The following is a 23,827-nucleotide window of genomic DNA, read 5'->3' as shown; positions in this document are numbered from 1 at the left end:
TACGCCACCAGCCGCTTAGCCGAGCCCTCACCGGTTGCCAGCACCACCGCATCACGCACTTGCGGATGCGCCATTAAGCACGCTGCGATCTCACCCGGTTCAATGCGAAAGCCGCGGACCTTGACTTGCTCATCGTTGCGGCCCAAGAATTCCAGATTGCCGTCCGGTGAATAACGCGCCAAATCACCCGTCTTGTACATCCGCGCATCCGGCTCGTCCACAAACGGATCGCGCACAAAGCGCTCAGCGGTTAGCGCCGGGCGGTTCAGGTAGCCCCGTGCCACGCCCGCGCCCCCAATATACAACTCACCGACCGCGCCCAGCGGCACCGGCTGCTGATAGGCGTCTAGCAAATAGAGCTTTAAATCAGGAATCCGCACGCCAATCGGGCTGCCCGCTTGCTCGCTGTCCTGTGGCCGAAGCGGCCGATAGGTCACATGTACGGTCGTTTCGGTAATTCCATACATGTTCACCAGTTGCGGACTCTGTTCTGCACGTGTGGCATACCACTCTTGCAAAATGGATGGTTCTAGTGCTTCACCGCCAAAAATCACATAACGCAGTTGACCTTGTAAGGCGCTTTGCGCTTGGCTGCCAATAAATGTCTTGAATGCACTTGGGGTTTGATTCAATACAGTGACGCCCTGTTCACAGACTAATCGGTGGAAGTCTTGCGGTGAACGGGCAATATGACGGGGGACCATGACGAGCTTGCCACCATAGCGCAATGCTCCCCAGAGCTCCCACACGGAAAAGTCAAAGGCAAAGGAGTGGAACAGGCACCAAGTATCATTTTCGTCAAAGTGATACCAAGGTTGTGTCGCATCGAACAACCGCACCACCTGCGCGTGCTCAACCATCACGCCCTTGGGCGCGCCTGTGGAACCGGACGTATAGATCACATACGCTAGATGATGGGACGTGAGCGCTGGCACCGATGGATTCGTCTGCGGCTGCGCCGGCATCACATTGGGATCGAGCACCGTGCGATTAACCAAGGCCGCCTCACCCAGTGCTGTCCGGCCCACCACATCGGCCAACACAATTTCGGGCGCCGCATCCGCGAGAATATGCACGAGCCGCTCGCCTGGATAGGCGGGATCGAGTGGTACATACGCACCACCTGCCTTCAAAATCGCCAGCAGCCCCACCACCATCGCCGGGCTGCGCTCTACGCAGATCGCCACCCGTGTATCCGGCTGCACACCGAGTGCGATGAGCTGATGCGCCAAGTGATTGGCCCGCGCATTTAGCTCTGCATAGCTCAGCGTCTGGTCCTCATAAACCAGTGCCAGCGCCTGTGGCGTGCGCTCGACCTGCGCTTCAAACAGTTGGTGAATGCATTGGTGCGCCGGATAATCGCCTTGCGTCGCATTCCATTCCACCAGCAGCCGATGCCGCTCGTCAGCGTCGAGCAGATCGATACTGTCAATCGGCTGCGCAGTATCGGCAGCGAGCGCTTGCATGAGCCGGATAAACCGGCGCTGATGTGCGTCGAGTATCTCCGCGGTGTAGCACGCAGGATTGGCGTCGAAGTCAATTCGTAATTGACGGCTATTGGGTGTCCAATAGACACCGAGCATCAAATCGTCAACCGGACCAGCGAGCAGATTATGGTTCGTCGATGAATGCCCACCAAACGACAGCTCGTAGTCAAACGGCATCACGTTGACCTTGATGCCGAATAGTAACTGCCCGGGCGCCAGCCCAAGTTGACGCTGCAGCGCTTCGCTCGGGTAGCGTTGATATTGAAGTGCGCTTTGGATTTCCTTCGCCGCCTGCCGCATCAACGACAATAAGTTGATCTCCGGCTCAAATCTGAACCGCAACGGAACCGTATTGGCAGCCATGCCAGGAATGTGCCAGTCTGCCCCTAAGCGGGCAGTCACTGGAAAACCAAACACCACGTCCTGCGCGCCAGTCATGCGATGCAGATACGCGGCCAGTGCAGCGCTCAAAAACTGCGCCAGCCGGCCCGCATCCAGCACATAGTCTTCCACCAGTTGGGTGGCCAGGTAAGTCGTCTGACGCAGCCGCTGCTGTAAAGCAGGGGCTGCGCGGCTTGCCAGCGTCGCAGGCTCAGGCCAATTGGCGCAGTGCTTAAGCCAATACGCTTCGTCCTTCTCCCGCTGGGCGGAGGCTTGATACTGCGCATCGCTTTCTAACAAATTCAGCACCGAGCCCAACGTACAGGACGCTGGCTCATTCCCCGCGCACAGCGCGCTATACACGTGTGCAACGCGTTGTGCGATCAGGTACTGGCCATATCCATCCATCATGATATGGTGATAGCGCTGATACCAAATCCATTGCGCGGGCGCCACTTTCAGCAACGCATAGCAAAAAAGCGGTCCCTGCATCAGATTGACTGGCTGCTGATAATCGGCGCGCATCCACGCGTCGGCCGCTGCCTGAGGATCGGCTTGTGCCGTGAGGTCCAGCACCGGCATCGACCATGCGGGTGCACCAATCCTCTGCCGCAGCCCGTCATCGCTGTCGACAAATTGCAGGCGCAAAGTGTCGGCCTCATCGATCACTTGACGCAATGCCGCTTCAAAGACGGCCGCATCAATCACGCCTTCGATCACCGTGTACTGCGCAATGTTGTAGACGGGGCTGTCTGGGTGCAGCTGCTGCGCGAGCCAGATTTCCGTTTGGGCAGTGGTTAATGCATACGTAACGGGCGTGATGCTAGCATCCATAACAAAACTCCGATTCAGGCGACCGAGCAGCCTGATATTTAATAGGCGTACTAAACGATACGACGACGCAATCAGAACCTATCGTTGCTCGTCGGGAACCACTACGGGCTTTTATGACACGTCGCGTGCAATTTTTAACCATTCACTGCGACGATCAAGGTCACTCATCGGCACGCGTCAGTGCGCCACTCGTGTCACTTGGCCGGCCAGTGATCATGAAAAGACCAATTGATGCCAATCTTTAGCGAAAACACTGAGCATAACGCGCGTGATACTGCGCGCGGATCGGCATGACAGTCGGTCAAGCAAGACAGTTAAAAAGAACAGGGCAAACCAGCGCGATGCCATTGGGTCCAGAACTGGGGCACTTCTTCATTTTTCCCTCCAGACATCACTTTATTTAGCCATACGGCCACGGCAACGCACCCGTTCGCTGACCCATCGGCTCGACGTTACCTGCTTCACCTTTCGCAAGCACTGTGCCCAGCTGTCAGGAACCGCTACAAAGATTCAGGTAATCGCGGCGCTTAGCACCGGATTGAAAAACTGTAAAGCGCCCGCCATGATGCACTCAAGTCCATTACCTTTGCTTAAACGACAAGTCTTGAACGAGCGAAACGATAAAGCCGAAACTTGCAACAAACAACGAAAGACAAGCCGTTGTAGTTCGCCACTGTACCAACCTATCGGCGGGGCTTGGCACGCGTTTAGCTGAGACTGCTTGGGTACTGCGCGTCCTGGTGCAACTTATGTTCGCTCTGCAACCTCTGGCTAAAGGGCGCGCCAGGCGCACACACGCACCGCAACAGCGCCGTTCGTGCCTAACATCGTGGCCGGCCATTCGCCTGTTTTGCCTTCGCCTAAGGTACGGAGACGGCGAGTTGATTAAAGGGCTCGCCTGTCTCACTCATGAGCGGCAGATTGCGCAGCTCCAGGCACAGCACGACATCACCGCCGCGGTCCAACACGTGGTTGACGCCGTTGCAATTGGCAAAGCCTCGATCGGCGATGAAAATGTACCCTGCGCGCACCGTGAACCACGTCAACGTTTCTCCCGTCGCAATCGGTGTAATTTCAACCTCTTTGCACCAAAGAGTTTCAATGTTCATCGCATAATGCAGCCGTCATGTTGACCCCGTCGCCCCCAGTTCAGTCACCACACTACCATCGATTGCCAGCATCCGTCGGCCTTGCAGCACTGGACACTGCATGCTCGCTGGTGACGACTCTTCGATTAGTCGCGCGCATATCAAGCTTAACCAGGCTGCCGACTTGTTCATCCGTTTGAGCAGACCAACACCTGAGATCTGAGCCAGTTCCCCATGACGTACACGCTGCGCTGCCTCTCGCATCGAACAGTCTTCGCTCAGATAAATCAGCAGCGTACGCAGCAGGCTCTGCGCTGTAAAGCGATGCCCAAATGCCGCGCCGTCAGTGCGCCAGCCCGCGAAACCGCCCGCCACGCGGCGCGGTCCTATCGGTCGGTATGACGGAGGAATTCATGAAAAAAGCAATCATCGCCGCACTATCGGTCGCGGCCGCAGGCTGCGCATCCCAGAATCAGATCAGCTCGCAGACGATGGCGCAGGCCGTCGCGCCTCTCAGCTGCACGCGCAAGGTGCAGTGCGATGCATGGTGGCAACGTGCCCAGGTTTGGATATCCGAGCATAGTGCATATCGAATCGCGACGATCACCGACTCGGTCATCCAAACGGAGGGTCCGTCGGCCACGCGTCGCGATCTCGCCTATGTAATCACGAAAACACCGAACAACGACGGCTCGGCGACCATCGGTTTTTCCGCGCAGTGCAACAATATGCTTGGATGCCTGCCGAATCCGCGGGAGGCTGGCGCGAATTTCAAGCAGTTCATACGGTACGGACGCGCGATGCAGCCCGCGACGCACAGTGACACGCCTGGCGCCGGCGCGACGGTGCCGATCCGCACTGCCCCTGCCACGCCGGTGTTGCCACTTCCGCCCATGCCCGCTGCACCGCCGCCAGCCCTATCGGGCGCGCCCGCTGCCAGGACGCCGACGGGTGCCATCCAGTGACGGCAGCCTTCCCCGGCGCCGCGCAACGCCCGCGGTGCCGCACACGCGTGCCCGCCGATACTGTGTCCTATACTTGTATGTAACATACACTTTGTTGGCGCCCCACGGTCCGCGCGGACGGTGCATTCGATCCCGCCGCGTGCCCCGCGCCGCGCCGGCGCAAGGAGAGCATCCGATGGCTACCGTTGCACAGATCTTGAAGAGCAAGCCGGACGCTACCGTGCACACGATCGACGCGTCCGCATTGGTCTACGATGCAATGAAGCGTATGGCTGAGAAGCAGATCGGCGCGCTGGTCGTGACCGAGGACGGCAAGATTGTCGGCATCGTCACCGAGCGCGACTACGCACGCAAGATCGTGTTGATGGACCGCTCCTCGAAGGCCACACCGGTGCATGACATTATGACCCGTGAAGTCCGTTACGTGCGCCCGGAGGACAGTGCGCAAAGCTGCATGGCCCTGGTTACCGAGCGACGTCTACGGCATCTGCCTGTCATCGACGGAGGACGGCTCGTCGGCATGATCTCGATCGGCGACTTGGTCAAGAGCATCATCTCCGACCAGGCGTTTACGATCCAGCAGTTGGAGCTCTACATCCGCGGCGAGCGCGCATAGACTCGCGCGCGTGGGCCAGCTTGCGAAATGGTCCATCGCGTGAGCGCGCGTGGATGCGCCAGCGCGCCGCAGCAATGTGCGCGCCCGCACATAAAACCCTGAATCGCCCCTCTAAGATCGGCTAATTCACGGACTGTCACCACCAAGACCATGAGCGCCAGATTAAAAACGCCCCATGGCGTGGCGCCGGGCTTCACTAGACGGGGATCGGCGCGCAGCAGCAAACAGGTGCGCATCACGCGCAGAATCGAGCCCCGGCTGGGGCCGGCAGGGACCCGCGCCGCCGATACCCGCTCGCACGCCGACTCACCGGCAAGCGACGGGGGTTTCTACCACGCGCGACAGCAGGTGGCCGAACCGGCGTACGCCACGACACGCCCGTTCGATACCACGCCGCCATCGTTCGTTACGCCACCGTGGACCGGCTTGCAACGCGCTCCGCTCGCGCGACGCCACACAGTCGCACTCGCCGCCTTGCTGGCGCTGGGCGCCGGCGCTTTGGGGGTGACGCTTAGCCAGCTCTATCAGGACAGGACGCCGTCCGAGCCGCACCGGTATGCCGATGCCATGAGCCGCGAAGCGCCGACGCAAACCAGCGTGAGCGCCAGCATCGTCCCATTGTTCGATGCAGCCGTGCTTGCAAGTAATACCGCGCACTTGAGCGCACAAGCACCGCTGCAGACCGTCACGACACCGTCGAGCACCCCGCCGTCGGCACAGACGCGCGTGCAGACATCCGATACCGTGGCACTCGCGAGCATACCGCCAGCACGCAGCGCGAGCCCCGCGAGCATGGACTCGGGCTCCGTGCAGCGCAACCTGCCGCGGGCATTCCATGCGAGGGCACGCAGAGCCATCGCCCCGGCCACGCAAGACGCCGACGCGCACACCGTACCGGTCGGGGCACATCCCACCCAACATGCGGTGGCCGCCGCAGTGCCGGCCGAGCCGATGCAGCCAGCCGCCGACACGCCGAGTGTGTCCCGCGCCGAGGCGCGCGCGGCAACCGACGCTTTGACACAGGACGCGATCACGCCACTGCCGCCGCAAGCCGCTCGCGTTGACCCGACCCAGCCGCCGGTTGTCTATGGCGTACAGACGGTCCCCTCGACCGCCGCGGCCGTGCCCCGCCCGCCGGCCGCCGCCGTGCCGCATGCTGCCGAGGCAACCGGTCTGCATGCCCCGCCATCCGCCGCCGAAGCAACTGCGGCATTGACGGCCCAAGCCGTCGCGCTACCGTCCCCGCAAACGATCCGGCCGGCCGCCGCGGCTACGCGCCCGGCGACCGCGCGGCCGCCTGCCGATACCGACGCTGCGGCTTCAATCAACGACGAACCGGCAGCGCCGATCAACGATCAATACGGACCCTTAGATTTGGAGCCTCAGCATTAAGTGTTCTGCCAAGTTGGCAGGCTGCGCTTCGTAGCTGCCGCCGGTATAGAGGTTCATCGTCTGCGCGATACCGCTACCCATGGCGCCGGCACGATGATGCCGACAGCCTTGATCGCCATGCGTTTCTCCTTTGTTGTGTCATGCAAACGCCAAGACGCGCTCACTGCAAGTTTTCGAAGACGGCCGCGATACCCTGGCCGCCGCCGATGCACATCGTCACCAGCGCATAACGACCGCCGATGCGCTGCAACTCGTGGATCGCCTTGACGGCGATCAGCGCGCCGGTCGCGCCGATCGGATGGCCGAGCGAGATACCTGAGCCATTCGGGTTGACCTTTGCAGGATCCAGCCCAAGCTCGCGGGTGACCGCGCACGCCTGGGCGGCAAACGCCTCGTTCGCCTCGATCACGTCGAGCGCGCCGACCGGGATACCGGCCTTTTGCAACGCGAGCCGCGATGCTGGTACCGGGCCGATTCCCATGTAGCGCGGATCGACACCGGCATGCGCATAGCTCACCAACCGCGCAAGCGGCTTCAGATCGCGGCGCTGCGCATGGGCACGCTCGGTGAGCACCAGCGCGGCGGCGGCATCGTTGATACCCGACGCATTGCCCGCGGTCACCGTGCCGTTCTCCTTCAAGAATACTGGGCGTAGCTTGGCCAGTTCCTCCAACGTCGCGTCGGGGCGCACGTGCTCATCGATATCGAACACGACTTCGCCTTGGCGGGTCTTGCGCACAACCGGCACAATCTGATCGGCAAAGTAGCCGTTCTTGATCGCATGTGCAGCGCGCCGGTGGCTTTCGACCGCGAGTTGATCCTGGTCAACGCGGCTGACGCCGTGCTCGGCGGCGACATGCTCGGCGGTCACCCCCATATGATACGCATGGAACGGATCGGTCAGCGCACCGGTCATCATGTCGACCAGCTTGAAATCGCCCATGCGCTGGCCCCAGCGCGAAACCTGCGTCGAATGCGGCGCCCGGCTCATGTTTTCCGCGCCGCCGGCTACCGCAACGTCCGCGTCACCAAGCAGGATCGACTGAGCGGCCGACACCACGGCCTGCAGCCCGGAGCCGCATAACCGGTTGACGGTCAACGCGGGGGCATGCTGCGACACGCCGCCATCCAACGCCGCCACGCGCGCCATATACATGTCCTTGGGCTCGGTGTTGACCACATGACCGAACACTATATGCCCGACCTCGTCACCCGCGACGCCCGCGCGGGCCAGCGATTCGCGCACGACCGTCGCGCCAAGCACGGTCGGCGGCACGTCCTTCAACGCGCCGCCGAATGTGCCGATCGCCGTGCGTACGCCTGAAACGATCACGACTTCTCTTTGCATGACAGCCTCCTGTCAGATGGTCCAGTGTATGCCGCACTGCTGCGCCCCGGCTTGTGTAGCGCCGCGCTCGTCGTACCGCTCATGCCGAGTGCCGTACTGGCGCCAACGCACCTTCGCCATTCGCGGCGCTGACGATTGCCACACGCAGCGCGTCCGCCTGCGGCAGCACGTGATGGGCAAAGCAATGCGCGGTCGCGATCTTCGCGTCGCAGAACGACGGATCCTGTGCCCGTGTGGCATGCGCTGCAAGCATCGCGCGCGCGAACTGCCACCCGCACAGCACGATGCCGCACAGCTTCAGGTACGGCACACTGCCAGCATAGACTGCGTTCGGATCCGTCTTCGCGTGACAGATCACGAACTCGATCGATTCGGCCAGCGCAGCGCGCGCCGCCGCCAGGCGCTCGCGCATCGCCGCGAATACCGGCTCCTCGTGATTAGCCAACTCGCGCTCGGTGAGCGCAATCTGCTCGCACAGCCCGCGAGCGACCGCGCCACCGTCGTGCACAGTCTTGCGACCCACCAGATCGTTCGCCTGGATGGCGGTCGTGCCTTCGTAAATCGGCAGGATACGCGCGTCACGGTAATGCTGCGCGGCGCCGGTTTCCTCGATGAAACCCATGCCACCGTGGACCTGCACGCCCATGCTGGCAACGTCAACCGACAGCTCGGTGCTCCAGCCTTTGACGATCGGCACCAGGAACTCATAGCGCCGCGCATATTGTTCCCGCACCGAAGCGTCCGGATGCCGATGCGCGATATCGCAGGCGGACGCAGCAAAGTAGTTCAGCGAACGGGCGCCCTCGGTCAATGCGCGCATCGTCATCAGCATCCGCTTGACATCCGGATGCTGGTCGATCGTCACCGCCTGCTTGGCCGAGCCATCGACCGGGCGGCTCTGCACGCGTTCGGCCGCATACGCAGCGGCCTGTTGGTAGGCGCGCTCGGCAATCGCCACGCCCTGCATGCCGACCGAAAACCGTGCCGAGTTCATCATGATAAACATGTACTCCAGACCGCGGTTTTCCTCGCCGACCAGCTCGCCAAGCGCCCCCCCGTGGTCACCGAACTGCAGCACCGCGGTCGGGCTCGCCTTGATACCGAGCTTGTGCTCGATCGACACGCAATTCACGTCGTTGCGTCCGCCCGGCACACCGTCACCGCCGAACAGGAACTTCGGCACGATGAACAGCGACATGCCCTTGACACCCGGCGGCGCGTCGGGTGTGCGGGCCAACACGAGATGGACGATGTTGTCCGCCATGTCATGCTCGCCGTAGGTGATGAAGATCTTCGTGCCAAACAGCTTGTAGGTGCCGTCTGCCTGGCGTTCCGCGCGCGTGCGCACCAGCGACAGGTCCGAGCCGGCCTGCGGCTCGGTCAAGTTCATCGTGCCGGTCCATTCGCCGGCGATCAGCTTGGGCAGGTAGCGCGCCTTCTGCACGTCGCTGCCGGCGGTCAACAACGCCTCAATCGCGCCATCGGTCAACAACGGGCAGAGCGCCCATGACAGGTTCGCCGCATTGATCATCTCGTTGCATGCGGTCGCAATGAGCTTGGGCAAGCCCTGTCCGCCAAACTCAGGCGGATGCACGACGGCCTGCCAGCCGCCTTGCGTGTATTGGCTATAGGCCTGCTTGAATCCCGCAGTCGTGGTGACCGCCCCGTCGGCCCATGTGGACGGCTGCGTATCCCCGGTACGGTTCAGCGGCGCGAGCACCTGCTCGGCGAATTTCGCGGCTTCCTCAAGCACGGCTTGCGCGGTTTCAAGCGTCGCCTCCTCATAGCCGGGCAGGCGGCTAACCGCATCGATGTCCGCCAATGCATTCATCGTAAACAACATATCCTTGACCGGTGCACGATAGCTCATCGCCTGGCTCCTTTTCAAGCATCGCAGCGTTGTCTACCGAAAGCGCACGGTCTGCCGCTGCTTTGCCACCGTACGCGCCGAACGCACACGGCGTTCGATCACACACCATCGTAACGACGAATGGCTGCGAGGCCATTATCCAAAGCTGCCTTTTCATTGACAAAACGTGCCGCGCGCCGGTGATTTACCGACTGCGGCGAACGGCCGCGAGCGCTATCTCGAGTGCGCAATCTCCTCGGCTATTGGCACTGACGCGGTATGGCTCGGCGCGATTGAACGAGGGAGCATGCAGGTCCATGCGCGGGAATTTGAGCGGCTCGGTTACGATACGTGAACGAGGCGCACGAGGTACGCGACGGGGAGTCCGACGCTATCCCATCTGCCGGTACATATTGGGCGTGCTGCCGGTCCAGTGGCGAAACGCGCGGTGGAAAGCGGTCGGATTGTCGAACCCGACATCGTAGGCGATCGCCGCGATCGCATCATGCGAGCGGGTCAGCCGCTGGATCGAGATGTCGCGCCGTACCTCGTCCTTGATGCCCTGGAATGTCGTGCCTTCCGCCGCCAACCTGCGGCATAGTGTGCGCACCGACCAATGCATCACGTCGGCAACCGCATCGACCGTCGGTACCGTCGGCAAGCTCTGTGCGATGAACTGGCGCACCCGGTGGCAAACCAGCTCTTGGCCAAATGACACGAAGATCCAATCCTCCGGTGCTCGCGCGAGAAACCGCTGCAGATCGGCCTTACGACGCCGTATCGGCATGTCCAGATAGGTCGCCGCGAAACGCATTTTGGTACACCGAGCGGCAAAGCGCACTGGACCAGGAAACAGATACAGGTAGTCACGCGCGTGCGGCGGGCGCGGGCAGTCAAACTCCACGTCGATCAACGGAATGCGCATCGCCACCAACCACGACGCGACACCATGGACCAATTTAAGCATCAACTCGCGGCCGAGCGGCCGGATAGCGCCGGAGTTCGAGTTGCCCACCACGAGCGTCACGCGTCCAATACCGTCCTCGCGATGGGACTGTAGGCGGAAGTCGTCCAGGATCAAGTGAAAGAACTGGCCGAAGCGATGCAGCGCGACTTCCAGACGCGGCGCATCTAGCAAACTCAGGCACAGGTACTTGAGCGTGCCGTTGCGCAGCGGACGGCTGAAGATGCCGGGCATCTCGTCGTCCAACTCAGTGGCAAGCAACCGGTATAACGTGGAGAATTGCTCTTCGGTAACCCGCGCGTCCGGCTTCTCGAGCAGCGGACGCGGGATACCCGAGCGTTCGGCAAGTCGGGCAACGACGTGCGGATCCGCGCCGGCAAGAAAGCCGTTCACCAGAGAGATCGGCACGGTGGCAACGAGCGGATTCGCGGCATCAGACATGTGACGAACAGGCATAAGCACGGCGGCAACGGCACGCTGAACCGGTATTGTGTCACAAGCATCATGGCGGACCGCCGCCTCACCCGGCGCCTGCGATAATGCCGGTTTCCCCCGATATTGTTTACAGGAGAAACGAAGTGACCGACCAGTCATCTCCTTCATCGAGCGGGACGCCACGGCGCGTCGCGTTTCTCGGGCTCGGCGTGATGGGCTACCCGATGGCCGGCCATCTCGCCAAAGCCGGGCTGGACGTGACAGTGTATAACCGCACGGCGGCCAAGGCGCAGCAGTGGGTTGCCGAATACGGCGGCCGGTTGGCGACCACGCCCCGCGAGGCCGCACGGGACGCCGACATTGTGCTCGCGTGCGTGGGCAACGACGATGACTTACGCAGCGTGACGCTGGGCGGGCACGGTGCATTCGCCGGCATGTCGCGCGACGCGGCGTTCGTCGACCATACGACCGCCTCGGCCAATGTCGCCAGGGAGCTATTCTCGATCGCCCGTGAACAAAGCCTGCATTTCATCGACGCGCCGGTATCGGGCGGACAAGCCGGCGCTCAGAACGGCAAGCTAACGATCATGTGCGGCGGCGACGCCGCAGTGTTCGAGCGCGTCGCACCCACGCTGCGGCACTATGGCGTCGCGGTCACGCTGCTGGGCGAATCCGGCGCGGGCCAGTTGACCAAGATGGTCAACCAGATCGCGATTGCCGGCGTTGTACAGGGGCTGTCAGAGGCCATTCACTTCGGGCAACACGCCGGGCTAGACATGCCGCGCGTACTCGAGGTCATCAGCAAAGGCGCGGCCGCGAGTTGGCAAATGGACAACCGCGGCAACACGATGATCGAAGGCCGCTTCGATTTCGGCTTTGCGGTCGATTGGATGCGCAAGGACCTGGCGATCTGCTTGGATGAGGCCAAGCGCAATGGCGCGTCGCTACCCGTCACCGCGCTGGTCGATCAGTTCTACGGCGACGTTCAGGCGCTCGGCGGCCGACGCTACGATACATCGAGCCTGATCGTGCGACTGCGTCAGCTCAGCGCGTAACGGCGTCAGCCTTGAACATCGCCTTGATCCCGCGCACCGCCTGCCGTATTCGCGATTCGTTCTCGATCAAGGCAAAACGCACACCCGGCGAAACGCGTCAACGGCCGCATCCTCCCGCGCCCGTTTGAATACCGCATCTACGTCGAGCGAGAATCCTGACGTTGCAACCGGCGGCAACTGAAGCGTCACCGGGCCGAGCGCCTGCTGCAGTATCGTGCCCCATGCGCCGAGTTTTCCTTGTCGTTTCCGGGCCTCAATCATTTGACTGACCTGCCACTTTTCACCCATGCTGAGCCGCCCGCAAGCCGACTTCAGCCTAGCTTGTCCTTCCTTCTGCACATCTGCATCTGAAATTTTGAGTTTGTACAGCGACGGAATCCATTTGTCATCGAACACATCAAGAAACGACTCGAACACGGTGCAAGCGTCGTGACGAGCATGCCCGTCCTGATTGCCGAACGCATGCGCTGGGCCTGCGTTGGAATCCGGTAGGTCTATCCTCTGTTGCAGCCGGTCGAGCATTTGCTGCAGTCGCCCCCAAGCGGGCTCTCCACGCTGGACCAGGACATTCTGCATTGCTGCCGTCCGGGTCATGAACTGCCGCAGTTCGGGCGTCACAGCGCGATTGATACCCTGTCGTCTCACATAACGCTCAATGTCATCGCATAAATCAGACAGCGTGATCAGCTCTTTGGGAGGCGACGATGCGGAATCGGCACGACCACCATTGGCCGGTGCAGCGGACTGCTGCACCGGGCACATAAACATCAACGTAAGCAATATGGCATCCTGATTTCCTCTCATCTCCTTCGCATACGCCGATGGGCTGTCGCGGCGACATCCCGGTGTGATCCGGGATACATTGAATAACGTATCGAGTGTCGGGTGTGCGCTGCGAGCACGCGGTGCAGCTTTTTCAGCAGCCTGTGGCCCCTTGCGCGCCGCAGGCGCGCCAGATGACTTTCTCCAGGTGCGCAAAGGCCAGCAACAGATCGACGAAAACACATTCGGCATCAAGCGCTCCCTCACGGCAATTCTCCAGTACGCAGCGTACCGCACCTTCATGTCGGAAGGACTGACAATCACGAGCGCCCGGCCTGCAGAAGCGAAGCGTGGGGCAGCACCAGCGCCATTCAGGCGCACCGCCCCAACGCACCGCGTCAGCGCGTCAGCGTATCGGCGAGTTGTTCGGACCGGCTCGCAACGATGCTCGCACAGGTGGCGACCAGGCTGGCGAGCACCCATGCCACCGCGGCGGTCGTCAGCATGAGCCCGAACAGCCCCACCACGTCTTGCAATTGTGAAATTGCTGTGTACACCAGATCATGTTAGTAACGCTCCTGGTAGAGCTTGACGGCATTGAGGATTGCGAGAGAAATGTCCTCATCGGTCTGCACGCCGAACGTCATCGTTCTCATGCGCAGGCGCGAGATCGTCAGCCCAGTGTTGCCAAGCTTCATGTATTGCACCAGACACGCTTTTGCGTACCAGCGTTGCGATCCAACATGATGACAGCAACACTTACTTGCCTCTGGCGTGCTCCGCTCGCCAGTTGGCGTGCCGCTGTGCGGCAGGCCACAGACAGCGCGATGGCGCAACGCCGACAATCGGCAGCTTCATTGAATCCCGGGACAACAACACGGATGACACCGCGAACCGTACGCATGCTCGCCACGCTGCTCGCGGCGTTGGCCGTGGCGGCCGCGCTCGCCGGCGGCGCGTGGCTGTACCTGAACCGGCCGGGCCACGGCGGGCTACTATTCGAAATCGAGCAAAAACTCGACAAAATCGTGCATTTCGATAAGCGCGGCGTCGACTTCGGCACGCTGCCGCTGGACGATGCGCTGCGCAGCGTCAACGGCAATGGCTCACGCCGGATTGTCGTATTCTCCGATCCCTATTGCTCCTACTGCAAAACACTGGAGCACATGCTTGCAGGACTACCCGACGTCACCGTATACACGTTCTTGTACCCAATCCTCACGCCGGACTCGAAAACGATGTCCGCCCGGATCTGGTGCGCCAACAACCGCACCGGCGCGTGGTCGGCATGGATGCTCGAGGATCATGCGCCGCCGCCCGTTACCGCACCTTGCGATGCAACGGCGACAGTGCTGGCACGTAACCTGATGCTGGGGCGCAAATTGCGTGTGATGGGAACGCCCACACTGCTGCTGGTCAACGGATCAACCGCGTGCCGTCGGCGGCCGAGCTAGAACAGGCACTAGCGGTCACCGCCAGGCCGAGCCGCGCCGCCTCGACCCGCTAGCGCCGCCCGGCAGTACGGCCGCTTAGCCGCTTAGCCGCTTAGCCGCTTAGCCGCGCAACAGCGTGGCGCACAATGGCGCAACCGGCAACGACGCGGCACGCGGCACGCGGCAGCCCCACAGTAGCCAACGCGCAGCCATCCAGTACACCGTGATTCAATAGGCGTGGTCAGCAACAACAAGCCAACGTGCAACAGGACCAGCGCATCATAAACTACGCTATCGCAGCGTGGCCAATGCGTCGTCCAGTTCTTCAGCGCGGGTCGGGCGCACGACACGCGCCCGTTCCTGCCCGTCGCGCAGAAAAACCAAAGTCGGCCACAGTTTCACACGAAATGACCGTCCCAGCGGCCGCCCCGGCCCATCCTCGACTTTCAGGTGGCGCATCGCCGGATGGCGCCCAAGCGCCTCGGCGATCACTGGCTGCGCGCGTTGGCAGTAACCGCACCAGTTCGTGCCGAATTCGATAACCGTCACGCCGGCAAGCGTGTCCAACTGCTCGCGATCCGGCGCATCGGGTGTGTAGGGAAATGGCTCCACCAGTCAACACTCCCGCCATACGTTGCATTCGTCACAGCATAGCCGCATGCGGCAAAACCTGCAGCAGGAAAGCAGCAGGCTGAGCGGCGAGCCGGCACGCGGGCAATCGGCTGGGCAGCAAGCCGGCACGAGGGCAACCGGTTGGGCAATGAGCCAGCACAAGGGCAACCGGCCAGGTGGCGGGCCGGCAGAAGGTCAACCACCTGTGCAGCAAGCCGCGCGCGCCGGCAAGGGCACAGTGCTTGCTTGGCCGCATTCAGGTTGCGGAGCCCGTGCACGATGCGCGCGGCGCGACTACAATCCGCGGCTTGAACGGTTCAGTGACGTCTGCGCGACAGGAGGGATGCTCGATGAGTGGAGTCGATCTCGATACCAGGGTTGAAACATACACTGTCAAGATTCGCGGGGCAGTGCAAGGAGTCGGGTTCCGGCATGCCGCGGTGCGCCGCGCGCATGCGCTGCAGGTACGGGGCTGGATCGCCAATCACGACGACGGATCGGTCGAGGCGGTCGTGCAGGGACCGGCCAACCAGGTGGACCGGATGCTGGAATTCCTGCGGCGCGGGCCGCCACGGGCCAGGGTGTCCGAGTTCATCGCGAACGAGGGCTACTCGGAGCGCCGCTACGATCGCTTCGAGCAGCATTGAGCGCGGCGTCAGATCAAGCGCTTACGATGTGGCCGAACACCACCTAGCGGTCCCACCCTGCCGCTCCGCGGTGTACAACGCGGCATTGGCCTCGTTGAATAACACGGTAACCGTGCATGTCGGGACGGGCTGCGGCCATGCCTGCAGCGCGTCCCGCCGATCGCCGTTGAAGCAGATCTCAGGCATACAAACCGGACTCCTTCAAGACGGGAAGCAGCACCTCGCGCGTCACCCGACTGAGCGATGAAGGCCGCCGCGCGCAGCGCCTTGTCAAACACTTTCGGGGCGAGCAGGCGACGTGGTCAACACTTACTTGTCGAGTTCCAAGATGTTGCCATTCTCCTCGGCGGCAGCAATAACCTTGGACGGCGGGACGATGGTCCCCTCGACGCCACGCATGCGCAGCAGCATTTCGAAGTCCAGCGCCTCGGCGCGCTCGGCCAGCGCGCCGGATTCCCGCCGACGGCCGCGCGCAGGTCAACACGCACCTGCGCTCGACACTGCTAGCCGCCTGAGCGGCATCATGCGGCGTTGACGACAACAAGCACCATAACGCACTAGCGCGAGAACGCACAGAAAACGGACCCGCGATAACCGTGCAGGGCAACCGGAGCACCTTGTGGCCTTCCGGCACGGGTGCCATCCGAGCTTGCCCTGCTGCCGGGCATCGATGCCACCGACCGCTCCCATCGGGCAGACGGCGGCCTGCACATCACCACGCGCATCCTCGCGCGGTTGTGCCCAGCTAACGCTGGGCCAATCCGGCACTTTACGGGCCAAGCTGTACGATCAAGCTTTACGGGCCAACTTCCTATCGATTATCGCCGCATCCGTTCAAAGACGATTGAAACACTATGGATGAGCAGCGGGATCGGACGGACAATCGAACGTTTTCTGACACGTTGCCGATCATAAGCCGGACCGCCCGCCTAACGCCTTTGCTGCTGCTGTGCCTGCTGGTCACCTATGTCGTCTGGGGCACCACATACTTCGCGATCTCAGTCGCCTTGCGAGCGATGCCGCCATTCATGCTGATGGCGTCGCGCTTCGCCGTCGCGGGCCTGTGCCTCGGCCTATTCGTGCTTGTGCGGGGCCGCGCGCGGGCGAGCTGGCGGCAGGTGCGCAACGGCTCGATGCTCGGCGCGCTGATGCTGCTGGGTGGCATGGGCGGCACTGCGGTGGCCGAACAGACCATTTCATCGGGCGCGACCACCGTGATGATCGCCGCCATGCCGATCGTTGCGATCGTCTGGCAACGACTGTTCGGTATTCGCCCGCGCGGCCACGAATTGGCCGCGATCGCCATCGGCACGGTGGGCGTGCTGGTGCTGATGTCGGGCGCCGAGTTCCGCACCAGCGCCATGGGTGCCGGCGCACTGCTGCTGGCGATCAGTTGCTGGTCGCTGGGCACCCAGTTGTCGCGCTCATTGGACTTGCCGCCGCCGGCGCTGGCCGTGACAATCGAAATGCTCGTCGGCAGTATGATGCTGGCGATGGCTTCGGCGCTCAGCGGCGAGTCGCTTGCGACCGTGCCACGCGGCGCGCCGCTCGCGGCGTGGCTGTACCTGGTGACGATGGGCTCGCTGCTGGCGTTCTCCGCCTATATGTACCTGGCCAGTCGCACCACACCGGTGCTGGCGACAAGTTACGGCTACGCCAATCCGCCGATCGCGCTACTGGTGGGCGCGGCGCTGGGCGGCGAGCGGATTGCCCCGCAGACGCTGGTGGCCATCGTGCTGATTCTGTGCGCGCTGGCGGTGCTCGGCTGGGGGACGTGGCGCCAGCCGGTCGGCACCGTAAAAGATACGTGAGTTTTTGGCGTGAGACAGTGCCATTTTTTCAAATTGAAAGGCGAGGCGAAATGGAGCAACGAGTGAAATTCATTTTCGTCGCTGTGCTGACGGTGCTCACGCTGATCGGCGCGTTCGGCGAAATGGGTTGAGCCGTCGGACAAGGCCGGTTGAGGGCGCGACGAGGTCGGTTGAGCGCACGATAGGCGGCTGAGCCGCGCGGCTGTGTCAGCCACCAGGGTCAGCTCGGCCAGTCTATTGTCGGCGAGGCCTGGCTAGACTTTCGAGCAGGTCGGCTCAGCCGCTACCGGATTCAATCGAAGTTCAGCGCCAGCGCGCGCGAGGCCATCGCCATGTGGGCGACTTCAATGATGGCGCGAGCACGTTCGACATTGTCACGAATAATCTCGACAAGCCGTGCACCGATCGGGGCAAGCCGGTCGCGCAGCGCTTCCTCGCTCAAGTCGGCCGGCAAGTTGAAAATGATGAATTGCATCTCGGTCTCCGTTGAAACGCGACGTGAAAGACGCGATGTGAAAGCCATGATGCAACGCAATCCGCATGCCCGGTGTAGCAATTATGTGCGGTTTCGTAACCGAATGTGACGGGCGGAACGCAGCGACGCGTCACCACGAGTGTCAATATGCTGCCGCCAGACGCTTGCACGCAATCAGCATCGACAGCGTACCGTCCGAGCGGTTGCGCTGCAGCGTGTCGTAGCCGGCGTCGCCGCATTGGGCCTGCGCACGCGCATCGCAGGACGGCCACCCCTCGGCGGCGGAGCACCGGATCAATTGCGTCAGCCGGCCATCGCCGGTGAACAGCGGCTGCGACGATCCGCAGCCGGACAACAGCAGTAGTACCCCGATCCATCGTGCTGCCTTCATCTCACCTCGCTCAGTGTCGTACGTCTTGTTTCGGACACGCGCGTCGATTCAGTGAAGGCTGAAATCGACACGGGTCGTGGCCCCCTTATCGCTGATCCCATCGGCGTCCAGCTTCGGCGCGACAGTATAAATCCGCGCGGCGTCTACCTTGCCTTCGAACCATTGCCGCACCGCTGCCGTGCGGTCCTGCGCCAACGCGCGCAGCTTCTGCTCACCGACCGACGCATGCCCGGCCAGCAACTCGCGCCTCTGCTCGGCAGGCAACGATTTGGCGAAGCCGATAAAGTTGCGCTCCTCCTTTTTGAAGTCCGCGGCTTTGTAGACCCGTGGCAGCGCCTTGTAGACTCGTGGCAGCGCGCTATTGAGTGCCGCACATCGGAGCAGACCCTACGCAAGGCTGGAGGCAACGGGGCGCTGCAACGATGCGGCTGTACCCAGAACAGCGATGGCGACGGCGACTTACGGCAGCATGGTACCGGTTTGCGCCAGCCGCAGGTGGAACGAAAACGCCTGCGCCAAGTCATGCGGCGTGTGCCCCTGACCCTTGAGCGCGTCGCGATAGTAGTCGCGCAGCAAATCGCGGTACTGTGGATGCGCGCATCGCTCGATGATCAAACCCACTCGCTCGCGCGGCGCCAGCCCACGTAGGTCAGCCAGCCCCTGCTCGGTGACCACGATATCCACGTCATGTTCATTGTGGTCACAGTGTGGCACCATCGGCACGATGCTTGAAATCCGGCCGTCCTTGGCCACCGACTTGGTCGCAAATATCGCGCAGCATGCGTTGCGCGCGAAATCGCCTGAGCCGCCGATGCCGTTCATCATGTGGGTCCCGCCAACATGCGTGGAGTTCACGTTACCGTACAGGTCCACTTCGAGCGCGGTATTGACCGCGATCACGCCAAGCCGGCGCACGACCTCCGGATGATTGCTGATTTCTTGCGGACGCAACACCAGACGATCGCGATAACGCGCCAGCTCACGCAACACCTGGCGCTGCCGCGCCGCCGACAGCGTGATCGACGAGCCGGACGCGAACGCCAGCTTGCCGGCATCCATCAAATCGAACGTGGAATCCTGCAGGACTTCCGAGTACATTGTCATCGCTTCGAATGGCGAAGCGCATAATCCCCCCAGCACCGCGTTGGCGATCGTGCCGATACCGGCCTGAAGCGGCGGCAGTTGCGCCGGCAGGCGTGCGCGAGACACTTCATGCTGCAGGAATTCGATCAAGTGTTGCGCGATGCGCGTGGTGTCGCTGTCCGCTGGCAACACGACCGAGGAACTGTCCTCGTCGTTCGTGATGACAATGCCCGCGATCTTGTCCAATGGGATGTCGATCGTGGTCGTGCCGATCCGGTCACGCGGGTCGGTGATCGACACTGGGGCGCGGTCGGGCCGACGAGCCGGGATCCAGATGTCGTGCAAGCCTTCCAGCTCCAACGGCTGGGCCAAGTTCAGCTCGATGATCACCCGTTTGGCCAGAATGGCAAAGCTGGCCGAATTGCCAACGGACGTGCTGGGTACGATGCCTCCCGACTCGGTAATGCAGGTGGCCTCGATGATGGCCACGTCCAGTTGGCCGAGCAGATTGGCCCGCAGCATCTCGACCGTCTCGGACAGATGCTGATCGACAAACAATGCGCGTCCTGAATTGATTTCGCGACGCAACGTCGGGTCGGCCTGGAACGGCAGACGGCGCGCCAGCATGCCGGCCTCGCTCAGTGCCTTGTCATTATCGTGACCGAGCGAAGCGCCCGTCATCAACGTGATGCGAGGCGGCGTCGGCTCGGTGCGGGCGCGCTCGGCCAACGCGAGCAACACCGCCTTTGGATCGCCGGCTCGCGTGAAGCCGCTGGTGCCCACGCGCATTTCATCGTGAACTAGGGCCGCCGCGTCGCGTGCGGAAATGATGCGGTTGCGCAGGCTCGCGCACCGAATGCGTTCTTCATACATAGCGTCTCTGCTCTAATAACCTGACGGGGACCTGCTGCGGCCACACTCGATCTATGGTCGATTGGCCTGTGCGACAACCCGCGGCGACATGCGGCATGGACCGACACATTCCTTCGTCGCGTTACATCCTGCGGCCTGCGCAACAGCACGCTGACGCGCGTTCTGCGCGCGTTGATACCGGAACAGGTCACGCGCGACACGAGCTTGCTTGACGCGTACAGCGCCGAGTAGCGGGATCCGCCGGCGGATCGGGCCGCAAACTTCACTCTGGTCAGGCCCGCCATCGCGGCTTAGCCGTCCAGCCGTCACCGGCAACGAACGCATCACCGACTTCGGTACTTACCGCCGCGCCGCGGCGGCGCGTCGGGCCCGTACCGCACTGGCCAGCATCTCCAGCACCGGCTCGGTCTGCGCCCAGCCCAGACACGCGTCGGTGATCGATACACCCCATCGCAGCGGCACACCGGGCTTCAAGTCCTGGCGTCCTTCCTCGAGGTGGCTCTCGATCATCACACCGCTGAGGCGACGCTCACCGTGCGACAGTTGCGCGGCCAAGTCCCGCGCGACATCGAGCTGGCGCAGATGTGACTTGCCGGAATTCGCATGTGAGCAATCGACCATCACATGCTCGCGCAGCCCTGCCGCCCTGAGCACCGCGCAGCTTCCCTCGATGGCGGCAGCATCGTAGTTCGGCCCTTTCTTGCCACCGCGCAGGATCACATGCGCGTCACGGTTGCCGCGCGTCTCGAAGATAGCCGCCGTGCCCATCTTCGTCATGCCCATGAATGCGTGGCGGGCGCGGACGGCCACAATCGCGTCTGTGGCAACCTGCACGCCGCCGTCGGTACCGTTCTTGAATCCGATCGGACAGCTTAAGCCTGACGCCAGTTGGCGGTGACTCTGGCTCTCGGTGGTGCGCGCCCCGATTGCACCCCACGCCACCAGGTCCGCGATGTATTGCGGGCTGAGCAGATCCAGGAATTCAGTGGCAGTCGGAAGCCCAAGGCCGTTGATTTGCAGCAGTAACTCGCGCGCGCGGCGCAGCCCCTCATTGATTCGAAAGCTGCCGTCCAGGCGCGGATCGTTGATATAGCCTTTCCAACCAACCGTGGTACGCGGCTTTTCGAAGTAAACCCGCATCACGATCAACAAATCCTCGTGCAGCCGATCAGCGGCACCTTTGAGCCGGCGCGCATAGTCGAGCGCTTGGTCGTGGTCGTGGATCGAGCATGGGCCGACCACCGCAACCAACCGGTCGTCCCGGCCATTGAGCACATCGGCAATGCGCGCGCGGCTGTGCTCGACTAGTTGCTGCACCGAGGCCGGCGCCGGCAACTCGTCCAGCAACAACGCCGGCGAGATCAACGGCCGCACGGCGCCGATGCGCACGTCGTCGATGCGGGTCGTGTCCTGCGTGGCGTCGACCACGCCCACCTCCTGAGCGTGCGACGGGTTGTCGATGCGAGTCAAAATCGTCTCCAGGAAACTAGCGGCAAGACGACATTATCACATTGGTGCGCGGCCCGATGCTCTATCGTTACTGCATCGCGACCTTCAATCCCAGCGAGATAAAGATCACACCGATGATCTTCTGTTGCCAGCGACGCAGCCAATGCAGCTTCGCGACAAGGCGCGCCAATGGCCGCATCGCGACGACAAGCAACGTCGTGTACACCGCACCCATCGCAACGAAAATCAGTCCCAGCACGGTAAACTGGACAAACGTCGCGCCGCGCTCCGGCTGCACGAACTGCGGCAGGAAGGCAAGAAAGAACAATGCGGTCTTCGGATTCAGCACTTCAGCCGGCACGGCCTGAAGGAACGCCTTCAGCGGCGAGATCTCGACTGCCGCAGGCGCCGGCGCGTGTCCGTCGGCGGTTTTTTTACGCAGCGCGCACACGCCCAGGTACAGCAGATAGGCGGCGCCGACCAGCTTGACGATGTTGAACGCCAGCGCCGACGTCATCAGCAATGCCGACAGGCCCACGGCGGCAAACACCGTATGAATGAAATCGCCGACTGCCACGCCCAGCCCGGTCAGCACACCGGTCTTGCGCCCGCCCTGCACCGTGCGTGTGAGCACCAGCAGCACAGCCGGCCCCGGTATCAGAAACAGGCCGAGCACGACTACGACGAACGTGCCCAATGTCGAAAGTTCAAACATCGCACGCTCCCTGAATCAGTCAATTGACTCGAGTTGAGCACGGATCTGCTGTGCGATCGCCTCGAGCTTGCCCGGCTCGGCCGCCACGCGCGCGTGATGCTCGAGTTCTTCGCCGGCACGACGTGGAATCACATGGAAATGCACGTGCGGCACGGTTTGCCCGGCCGCGGCCCCGTTGAACTGGGCCACCAACATGCCCTCCGGTTTCAGCGCAGCACGCACAGCGGTGGCGACCCGGCGGACCATCCGAAGGCACGCTGCCCCTGCCGCATCCGACAGGTCGAAGATCTGCGCCGCCGCTTCCTTCGGCACCACCAGTACGTGGCCGTCGGCCTGTGGCATCAGGTCCATGAAAGCCAGCACGTCGCCGGTCTCCGCGACTTTGACGCATGGCAACTCGCCACGCAGGATGCGTGCGAATGGGTTATTGGGGTCATAGGACATCGCGGCTTTCACTCCGAGTCGTAGGCATGCAGAACGTAAGCGTAGCCGAGTTCCACCTATTCCGTCATCTGAATTGCCGCGTGGCACACTAGTCCGGCACCCAGCGCGGCTGTTCACAATCGTCGAGACGTGGTTCGTGTGCTGCGGTCAGTGACATGGTCCAGTGGGAAAGCGGTCGTATGTTTGACCACCTCCATCGCGAAACTCGCGCTCACATCGAGCAACTCGGCGACCTTAATCAGGCGCTTATACACGTTGTCATAGCCGGCGATGTCGGGCACCACCACTTTCAGCAAGTAATCAACGTCGCCGGTCATTCGGTAGATTTCGACGATTTCCGGGATCGCCGTCACCCCCTTAAGAAAACGGCTCGTCCATCCGTCGTTGTGCTGGCTCGCGCGGATCGTCACGAATGCGGTCAATCCGAGATTGAGCTTAATCGGATCGCACAACACGACTTGCCGCTGGATCACGCCGTCCTCGCGCAGTTTCTGTATGCGGCGCCAGCACGGCGTCGGTGACAGATTCACCGCCTTGGCAATATCGTTCAATCCGAGGGATGCGTCGTGCTGCAGCAGCGACAATATCTTGGCGTCTATCTTGTCCATGGATGGGTCAATATTAGGAATTTTTTCTACTTTCACTTACCACCGTGCACAAATTTGCAATCCTTTTTCACGCCCCCGATTATAAGATTGCCTTTATTCTGCACACGGCC

General features: G+C 62.3%; 25 protein-coding genes and 1 pseudogene. 8 read left to right on the top strand and 18 right to left on the bottom strand.

Annotated elements, in window-relative coordinates:
- The 3 genes from B0O95_RS08295 to B0O95_RS08285 all read right to left on the bottom strand — a co-directional run.
- The coding region (locus tag B0O95_RS08295; RefSeq protein ID WP_146064026.1) for a non-ribosomal peptide synthetase at positions 1-2,702 on the bottom strand (2,702 nt) is incomplete at its 3' end.
- A gap of 860 nt (positions 2,703-3,562) precedes the next feature.
- Positions 3,563-3,811 carry a hypothetical protein gene (locus B0O95_RS08290; RefSeq protein WP_104077459.1) on the bottom strand — a complete coding sequence of 83 codons (249 nt, stop codon included), beginning with the start codon at positions 3,809-3,811 and terminating at the stop codon, positions 3,563-3,565.
- A 15-nt stretch (positions 3,812-3,826) separates the two neighbouring features.
- The gene (locus tag B0O95_RS08285; RefSeq protein WP_104077458.1) at positions 3,827-4,165 is read right to left on the bottom strand and encodes a hypothetical protein; all 339 of its coding nucleotides are present in this window, start codon (positions 4,163-4,165) and stop codon (positions 3,827-3,829) included.
- Between the two features lie 38 nt (positions 4,166-4,203).
- On the opposite strand from B0O95_RS08285, the gene B0O95_RS08280 reads away from it, so the two are divergent.
- The 3 genes from B0O95_RS08280 to B0O95_RS08270 all read left to right on the top strand — a co-directional run bounded on the left by B0O95_RS08280 (position 4,204) and on the right by B0O95_RS08270 (position 6,763).
- Positions 4,204-4,755, top strand: a complete 552-nt coding sequence (locus tag B0O95_RS08280) for a hypothetical protein (protein ID WP_104077482.1) — start codon at positions 4,204-4,206, stop codon at positions 4,753-4,755.
- 175 nt (positions 4,756-4,930) lie between these two features.
- A complete protein-coding gene (locus B0O95_RS08275) occupies positions 4,931-5,371 on the top strand; it encodes a CBS domain-containing protein (RefSeq protein ID WP_104077481.1) in 441 nt (146 codons plus the stop codon).
- A gap of 150 nt (positions 5,372-5,521) precedes the next feature.
- Positions 5,522-6,763 (top strand): hypothetical protein, encoded by a 1,242-nt coding sequence (locus tag B0O95_RS08270; RefSeq protein WP_104077457.1) that lies wholly within the window; start codon positions 5,522-5,524, stop codon positions 6,761-6,763.
- 160 nt (positions 6,764-6,923) lie between these two features.
- Here the strand turns inward: B0O95_RS08270 and bktB are convergent, their stop codons facing one another.
- Together bktB and B0O95_RS08260 are read right to left on the bottom strand one after the other, a co-directional pair.
- Positions 6,924-8,111, bottom strand: coding sequence for a beta-ketothiolase BktB (gene bktB, locus B0O95_RS08265; protein WP_104077456.1), 1,188 nt, complete (start codon positions 8,109-8,111; stop codon positions 6,924-6,926).
- Between the two features lie 79 nt (positions 8,112-8,190).
- Positions 8,191-9,981 (bottom strand): acyl-CoA dehydrogenase, encoded by a 1,791-nt coding sequence (locus B0O95_RS08260; RefSeq protein WP_104077455.1) that lies wholly within the window; start codon positions 9,979-9,981, stop codon positions 8,191-8,193.
- 166 nt (positions 9,982-10,147) lie between these two features.
- Here B0O95_RS08260 and B0O95_RS15850 point away from each other — a divergent pair, with 166 nt between their 5' ends.
- Positions 10,148-10,315 carry a hypothetical protein gene (locus B0O95_RS15850; protein WP_158249470.1) on the top strand — a complete coding sequence of 56 codons (168 nt, stop codon included), beginning with the start codon at positions 10,148-10,150 and terminating at the stop codon, positions 10,313-10,315.
- A 36-nt stretch (positions 10,316-10,351) separates the two neighbouring features.
- On the opposite strand, the gene B0O95_RS08255 is transcribed toward B0O95_RS15850, so the two are convergent.
- A complete protein-coding gene (locus B0O95_RS08255) occupies positions 10,352-11,380 on the bottom strand; it encodes an AraC family transcriptional regulator (RefSeq protein WP_104077454.1) in 1,029 nt (342 codons plus the stop codon).
- A gap of 83 nt (positions 11,381-11,463) precedes the next feature.
- On the opposite strand from B0O95_RS08255, the gene B0O95_RS08250 reads away from it, so the two are divergent.
- Complete coding sequence (locus B0O95_RS08250) at positions 11,464-12,414, top strand: NAD(P)-dependent oxidoreductase (protein WP_237577330.1); 951 nt, start codon at positions 11,464-11,466, stop codon at positions 12,412-12,414.
- 66 nt (positions 12,415-12,480) lie between these two features.
- Here the strand turns inward: B0O95_RS08250 and B0O95_RS16540 are convergent, their stop codons facing one another.
- From B0O95_RS16540 to B0O95_RS16950, 3 genes are all read right to left on the bottom strand, one after another.
- Positions 12,481-12,936 carry a hypothetical protein gene (locus tag B0O95_RS16540; protein ID WP_233203241.1) on the bottom strand — a complete coding sequence of 152 codons (456 nt, stop codon included), beginning with the start codon at positions 12,934-12,936 and terminating at the stop codon, positions 12,481-12,483.
- Positions 12,937-13,574: 638 nt separating this feature from the next.
- On the bottom strand, positions 13,575-13,733 hold the full coding sequence (locus B0O95_RS15845) for a hypothetical protein (protein ID WP_158249469.1): 159 nt from the start codon (positions 13,731-13,733) through the stop codon (positions 13,575-13,577).
- Between the two features lie 9 nt (positions 13,734-13,742).
- The gene (locus B0O95_RS16950) at positions 13,743-13,874 is read right to left on the bottom strand and encodes a hypothetical protein (RefSeq protein WP_255779272.1); all 132 of its coding nucleotides are present in this window, start codon (positions 13,872-13,874) and stop codon (positions 13,743-13,745) included.
- A gap of 183 nt (positions 13,875-14,057) precedes the next feature.
- Here B0O95_RS16950 and B0O95_RS08240 point away from each other — a divergent pair, with 183 nt between their 5' ends.
- Positions 14,058-14,630 (top strand): DsbC family protein, encoded by a 573-nt coding sequence (locus B0O95_RS08240; protein ID WP_158249468.1) that lies wholly within the window; start codon positions 14,058-14,060, stop codon positions 14,628-14,630.
- A gap of 270 nt (positions 14,631-14,900) precedes the next feature.
- Here B0O95_RS08240 and B0O95_RS08235 read toward each other — a convergent pair whose 3' ends face one another.
- Entirely contained in the window at positions 14,901-15,224 is a 324-nt protein-coding gene (locus B0O95_RS08235) for a thioredoxin family protein (protein ID WP_104077451.1), read from the bottom strand.
- Positions 15,225-15,571: 347 nt separating this feature from the next.
- Here B0O95_RS08235 and B0O95_RS08230 point away from each other — a divergent pair, with 347 nt between their 5' ends.
- Both B0O95_RS08230 and B0O95_RS08225 read left to right on the top strand, forming a co-directional pair.
- Entirely contained in the window at positions 15,572-15,868 is a 297-nt protein-coding gene (locus tag B0O95_RS08230) for an acylphosphatase (RefSeq protein WP_104077479.1), read from the top strand.
- An 854-nt stretch (positions 15,869-16,722) separates the two neighbouring features.
- On the top strand, positions 16,723-17,679 hold the full coding sequence (locus B0O95_RS08225; RefSeq protein WP_104077450.1) for an EamA family transporter: 957 nt from the start codon (positions 16,723-16,725) through the stop codon (positions 17,677-17,679).
- 292 nt (positions 17,680-17,971) lie between these two features.
- On the opposite strand, the gene B0O95_RS08220 is transcribed toward B0O95_RS08225, so the two are convergent.
- The 8 genes and pseudogenes from B0O95_RS08220 to B0O95_RS08185 form a co-directional block, all read right to left on the bottom strand.
- Positions 17,972-18,154: an RNA-binding protein gene (locus tag B0O95_RS08220; RefSeq protein ID WP_076787914.1), complete on the bottom strand. Its 183-nt coding sequence runs from the start codon at positions 18,152-18,154 to the stop codon at positions 17,972-17,974.
- Between the two features lie 142 nt (positions 18,155-18,296).
- Positions 18,297-18,545: a hypothetical protein gene (locus B0O95_RS08215; RefSeq protein ID WP_104077449.1), complete on the bottom strand. Its 249-nt coding sequence runs from the start codon at positions 18,543-18,545 to the stop codon at positions 18,297-18,299.
- 48 nt (positions 18,546-18,593) lie between these two features.
- Positions 18,594-18,884: pseudogene (locus tag B0O95_RS15840) on the bottom strand (DUF748 domain-containing protein); the annotation flags it as partial.
- 120 nt (positions 18,885-19,004) lie between these two features.
- A complete protein-coding gene (locus B0O95_RS08205) occupies positions 19,005-20,501 on the bottom strand; it encodes a succinate CoA transferase (protein ID WP_104077448.1) in 1,497 nt (498 codons plus the stop codon).
- A 339-nt stretch (positions 20,502-20,840) separates the two neighbouring features.
- Positions 20,841-21,971, bottom strand: coding sequence for a 3-deoxy-7-phosphoheptulonate synthase (locus B0O95_RS08200; RefSeq protein ID WP_104077447.1), 1,131 nt, complete (start codon positions 21,969-21,971; stop codon positions 20,841-20,843).
- A 67-nt stretch (positions 21,972-22,038) separates the two neighbouring features.
- Entirely contained in the window at positions 22,039-22,665 is a 627-nt protein-coding gene (locus B0O95_RS08195) for a LysE family translocator (protein ID WP_104077446.1), read from the bottom strand.
- Between the two features lie 15 nt (positions 22,666-22,680).
- Positions 22,681-23,109 carry an HIT family protein gene (locus B0O95_RS08190; RefSeq protein ID WP_104077445.1) on the bottom strand — a complete coding sequence of 143 codons (429 nt, stop codon included), beginning with the start codon at positions 23,107-23,109 and terminating at the stop codon, positions 22,681-22,683.
- 113 nt (positions 23,110-23,222) lie between these two features.
- Positions 23,223-23,717 carry an Lrp/AsnC family transcriptional regulator gene (locus B0O95_RS08185; protein ID WP_104077444.1) on the bottom strand — a complete coding sequence of 165 codons (495 nt, stop codon included), beginning with the start codon at positions 23,715-23,717 and terminating at the stop codon, positions 23,223-23,225.
- Between the last annotated feature and the right edge of the window lie 110 nt (positions 23,718-23,827).

It is taken from the genome of Mycetohabitans endofungorum (assembly GCF_002927045.1).
GTDB lineage: Bacteria > Pseudomonadota > Gammaproteobacteria > Burkholderiales > Burkholderiaceae > Mycetohabitans > Mycetohabitans endofungorum.
Note: the sequence above shows the minus strand (reverse complement) of the source record. Positions and strands in the feature narration are given on the sequence as shown.